Consider the following 3060-nt stretch of genomic DNA (forward strand, 5'->3'; position numbering starts at 1 on the left):
GGACGTATAGGCACTGACCGCCGTGAGTCCCATGCTCCATGCTTTTGGGTTAACCCATTGAAACGCCGCCGCTTGGATAAATGTCATGGGTTTGCCTGCGCCGTCACCTGCAGTGACTGGGGCCGCATTGGCGATTTTCCACGCGAGATACAGCAGATAGATCACCGATCCGACCTTTAGGATTTGGTGGCTGATCGGATAAGCGTCGAACACCTGCACAAGACCGGCCCCAACCAGCAGAACCATAACTGAAAAGCCGATCCCGATACCCAGCATATGCGGGACAGAACGCGCAAAACCAAAGTTTGCACCTGACGCCATCAACATCAGGTTGTTCGGCCCCGGAGTGATGGAACTGACAAAGGCAAACATTGCGAGGGCGGGGACAAGATCAAAATTCATGTGCAATTTATGGGGCAAACATGATGGATTGAAATTGCAAATATGCAAAAAATGGTTCAAAATTTGCAATGAATGGGCGAATTAGATGACATAAACGATCGCATATTGCGCGAACTTGGCCGAGACGGCAGGTTGAGCAATATCGCATTGGCCGAGCGTGTGGGCCTGTCGCCGTCGGCCTGCCTGCGTCGCGTACAGGAATTAGAACGCCGGGGCATCATCACAGGCTATCGCGCCGTGCTAGACCGCACCAAGGTTGGCGCGGGGTTCGTTGCGTACATCGGGGTGGGGCTAAACGACCATTCCAAGGCCAGCCAAGAAGCCTTTGAACGCGCGATGTCTCAAGCCCGCGCGGTGCGCGAGTGTCACAACATCACCGGCACAATTGAGTATTTGTTACGCGTCGAATGTGCAGACATCGCCGCTTACAAGGCGTTTCATACGGATTTGTTAGGCGCGCTGCCGCAGGTCAATGGCATTACCTCTTACGTGGTGATGGGATCCCCGAAAGACGAGCGGGCCTGACTGGCGCTGCCCTTCGGATTTTGAGTATTTAAAGAACAATGAAAGTTATTGTGTCGCTTCGGTGCTGATCGTGGCGAAAATCGTGTCGAGCTCACTTGCCATGCGGGCGAGTTCAGGCCCGGCTTCATCCATGTAGGGGCCGAAGGCGGTGCTGGGCAGTTTGTAGCTGAGTGTGGCACTGCCGTCTTTGTTTTCGGTGACATACATGCGGATCGGGGCTTCGATCATGGCTGCGGTCGATAAGGCAAGGACATTGACAGCGTAAACGTTGTTGAACAGGCCGATGACCCGGTTGCCGGGGATCGTGATACCACGATTTTTAGCAGCCCCTGTGGGACCTGCTTGTGTGACCACGCCCATTTTTTTCGATTTGGCTGCGGTTTTCACCGCATCGATCAATTCGTCGTAGGATTTAGCCGTGGGGACCACGGACCAGCCGTCGCGTGGTGCCATTTCGGCTTGTGCCATACTGGCGAAGGAAACAAGGATCAGAGCGGTCAGTAGGCGGCGCATTTTTAGTTCTCCATCAAGGTTGAGTTCACAAAACCATGAGTGCACGGCGCCGCCTAATCACGGTTGCGTGCGGTCATCGGCTGATTGCTGCTGAGGCAATCGTCTGGGCCTGTTCGAACGTCCTTTTGCGATATACCCGCAGGATAGGATTTGCACCCTTGAGAGGTAAACCGATGCGGTTTTTGATTTTGATTGCTTGTATTGCGTTAACGGCCTGTGGACAGGCAACGACTGATTTCCCCCCCGCGCCCGCGCCCGTGGCCGTCCCGCTTTACCCGAATGAAACGCCGCAGTTGCGTGCTTTGATCGAACAAGCCGCGGTAGAGAACGACGTGCCCGTAGCACTTGTGCAGCGCGTTGTTATCCGCGAAAGCACACACCGCCCAAGTGCGCGCAATGGGCCGTATTTTGGTCTGATGCAGATCCTGCCAGCCACGGCGCGCAGCATGGGATTTAAAGGAGAGCCAAGTGATTTACTCGATGCTGAGACGAACTTGCGCTACGCGACCCGCTATTTGCGTGGCGCGTGGATGGTGTCTGATGGCGACATGGATCGGGCCGTTCAGTGGTATGCGCGCGGCTATTATTACGAAGCGAAGCGACGCGGCCTAGTGGCCGAAACCGGCGTGGATGGGCGCAAGAACTGGCCGTCTTAACCCGCCAACCTAGGAGCCTGCCAGCATTTCGGATTGTTTAACGATCACTTCGGCCTGCTTGATCGAGGCAATGTCAACGAGCCGCCCTTTATAAACGGTCGCACCTTCGCCGTTGGCTTTGGCGGTTTCCATGGCCGCCAGAATTTCGCGTGCCTCTGCAACGGCTTGATCTGAGGGTGTGAAAACTTCGTTGGCGATGGCGATTTGTTTTGGATGGATCGCCCATTTACCGACCATACCCAGTGTCGCAGAGCGGCGGGCTTGCGCGCGGAATCCTTCGTCATCAGAGAAATCACCGAACGGGCCATCCACAGGCAATACGCCGTGTGTGCGGCACGCCGCGACGATGGCGGTTTGTGCCCAATGCCACGGGTCGGACCAGTGCTTTTGCCCGCCTTGCAGCATGTAATAGTTGTCTTGCGTGCCGCCGATCCCAGTTGTTTGCATGCCCATAGAGGCCGCGAAATCGGCAGCGCCAAGGCTCATCGCCGCAAGGCGTGGTGACGCGGCAGCGATCTCTTCGACATGGGATATGCCGGCCGCAGATTCGATAATGACTTCGAAACTGATCGGTTTGCGGCGTCCTTTGGCGGCCTCGATCGAAGACACAAGTGCATCGACCGCATAGATATCTGCGGCGTTACCAACTTTGGGGATCATGATCTGATCCAGCCTGTCGGACGCCTGTTCCAAAAGGTCCACCACATCGCGATACCAATACGGGCTATCAAGCCCGTTGATCCGCACTGACAAAAGCTTGTTGCCCCAATCGATGTCATGAGTGGCTTTGATGATATTCGCACGGGCGCTGTCTTTGTCTGAAGGGGCCACGGAATCTTCGAGGTCAAGGTTGATCACATCCGCCCCCGACATTGCCATCTTTTCAAAGATCGCCGGGCGCGAGCCGGGACCGAACAGTTGGCAACGGTTTGGGCGGGCCGGTGGTGTTGGTTGCAGACGGAAC

General features: G+C 55.9%; 5 protein-coding genes. 2 read left to right on the forward strand and 3 right to left on the reverse strand.

From position 1 onward, the window contains the following. Positions 1-402, reverse strand: a 402-nt coding sequence (locus tag ABJF76_RS16340; RefSeq protein ID WP_413822618.1) for a LysE family translocator, incomplete at its 3' end; no start/stop codon positions are given. Positions 403-474: 72 nt separating this feature from the next. On the opposite strand from ABJF76_RS16340, the gene ABJF76_RS16345 reads away from it, so the two are divergent. Next, the gene (locus ABJF76_RS16345; RefSeq protein WP_413822105.1) at positions 475-927 is read left to right on the forward strand and encodes an Lrp/AsnC family transcriptional regulator; all 453 of its coding nucleotides are present in this window, start codon (positions 475-477) and stop codon (positions 925-927) included. Between the two features lie 45 nt (positions 928-972). Here ABJF76_RS16345 and ABJF76_RS16350 read toward each other — a convergent pair whose 3' ends face one another. Next, a complete protein-coding gene (locus tag ABJF76_RS16350; RefSeq protein ID WP_413822104.1) occupies positions 973-1440 on the reverse strand; it encodes a DUF302 domain-containing protein in 468 nt (155 codons plus the stop codon). A gap of 173 nt (positions 1441-1613) precedes the next feature. On the opposite strand from ABJF76_RS16350, the gene ABJF76_RS16355 reads away from it, so the two are divergent. After that, positions 1614-2096 (forward strand): transglycosylase SLT domain-containing protein, encoded by a 483-nt coding sequence (locus tag ABJF76_RS16355; protein WP_413822103.1) that lies wholly within the window; start codon positions 1614-1616, stop codon positions 2094-2096. Positions 2097-2105: 9 nt separating this feature from the next. Here ABJF76_RS16355 and ABJF76_RS16360 read toward each other — a convergent pair. Beyond that, on the reverse strand, positions 2106-3060 hold a 955-nt coding region (locus tag ABJF76_RS16360), incomplete at its 5' end, for an L-malyl-CoA/beta-methylmalyl-CoA lyase (protein WP_413822619.1).

The sequence above is a fragment of the Tateyamaria sp. genome, assembly GCF_039940735.1.
In the GTDB taxonomy this organism is placed as follows: Bacteria; Pseudomonadota; Alphaproteobacteria; order Rhodobacterales; family Rhodobacteraceae; genus Tateyamaria.